At 34.5% G+C, this 1,265-nt stretch carries 1 protein-coding gene and 1 pseudogene; one reads left to right on the top strand and one right to left on the bottom strand.

Features of this window, described 5'->3' with window-relative positions:
• Positions 1 to 235: 235 nt before the first annotated feature.
• Positions 236 to 1,027, bottom strand: a complete 792-nt coding sequence (locus ACP5GV_RS08025) for a hypothetical protein (RefSeq protein WP_428103271.1) — start codon at positions 1,025 to 1,027, stop codon at positions 236 to 238.
• Between the two features lie 73 nt (positions 1,028 to 1,100).
• Here ACP5GV_RS08025 and ACP5GV_RS08020 point away from each other — a divergent pair.
• Positions 1,101 to 1,265 (top strand): annotated as a pseudogene (locus ACP5GV_RS08020) (RNA-guided endonuclease TnpB family protein); the annotation flags it as partial.

Genomic DNA, 1,265 nt, shown 5'->3' with positions numbered 1-1,265 from the left:
GGAGATAAGGGGTTTATGTTTATTCCCCTAAATATAGCTGGCAACGCAATCAATAAAACTGTCGAATTCATCATGCCAATTAATATACCTAAAGTCGTATTAGACAGCACTCTCCATTTATATTCCATATTATTCACCTAGTATATTTATCCCATTTATATTTCCTATAGATACATAGATCTAGAAGATTATAAGCTTTCACATAAAAATAAATAAAAATAAATAAAAATTTAATTTATCCTTTAAACCACCAATAGAATAATGAATCTCCTCCGCCACCTATCATTGGATTTTCTTGGTAGCTTATTTGATTCTTATATGGTATCATATAAGGTTTGATTATCCAATACATGTTTTCTTGATAAGTATAAACATATAAATAAAGGTTAACAGCTATTTGCTCAGCTTCTTTATAATAAACAGCCGCTAAATTATTATTGCCTGATAAAGCAGCGTTATTAGCTTCCTCTATTAATGTGTTTAATTCATTATATTCTTTTGACTCGTTTGCAAATATGTTTGCTAAAGTCATGTTTCCTTTTGATGCAAAGTACTTACTTAGATTTTCGAAATATGATACGTTCCAACCTGCACCTGCTGGGAAGAATCCTCCTTGTAAATACATAGCATTTGTAAAGTCAGATGCCAGCGGGAAGTCTGCTATCCATCCTCCTGTAAATATTGGCTGACCATTTAATCCGGGAACCCAATAGCTCATCATAGTCGATCCAGGCATATAAATTGGAGTTGCGTGTATATTAGGATCCATTTCATTTAATAATTGGGACCACATCTGTGCACCAGTAAAGTCCGTTAAATCTCCGCTAAATATAACTATAGGGAAGTTAACTGTTATATTGTAAAAACCTGATTCTTCCATTAATTGCTTTGCATAAGTTAAATTAAATGTTGGACATTCTGTTAATTCACTTGGAGGAACATAATAAGGTAATCCAGGTATTATAACTCCACAATAATAGTTACCAAAATTAAAATGATAAAAAGAACGACAAACCTCGCATTTCAAGGCGGAGTAAAAAAGCTTTTAACTTTCGCCTACAGAAAATATGCCGATTAGCACCCGTAAAGAGGTATAAACCTTGGGACCTTTCTCTGGTCAATCTCTTGAAGATGAGGAGCAGGAGCCGATTACTCCTGCAATACCAGAGGAGGGTGTCCACGAAGTTAAGTATACCAACAGGAGGACAAATGTAGTTCGACTCTTACCAAACGGCTACCAGGATAGGAAGCTAAGAAAACTGGCC

The sequence above is a fragment of the Caldisphaera sp. genome, from assembly GCF_049974385.1.
Lineage (GTDB): Archaea > Thermoproteota > Thermoprotei_A > Sulfolobales > Acidilobaceae > Caldisphaera.
The sequence above is the reverse complement of the archived record's forward strand: the minus strand, read 5'-3'. Positions and strand labels throughout refer to the sequence as shown.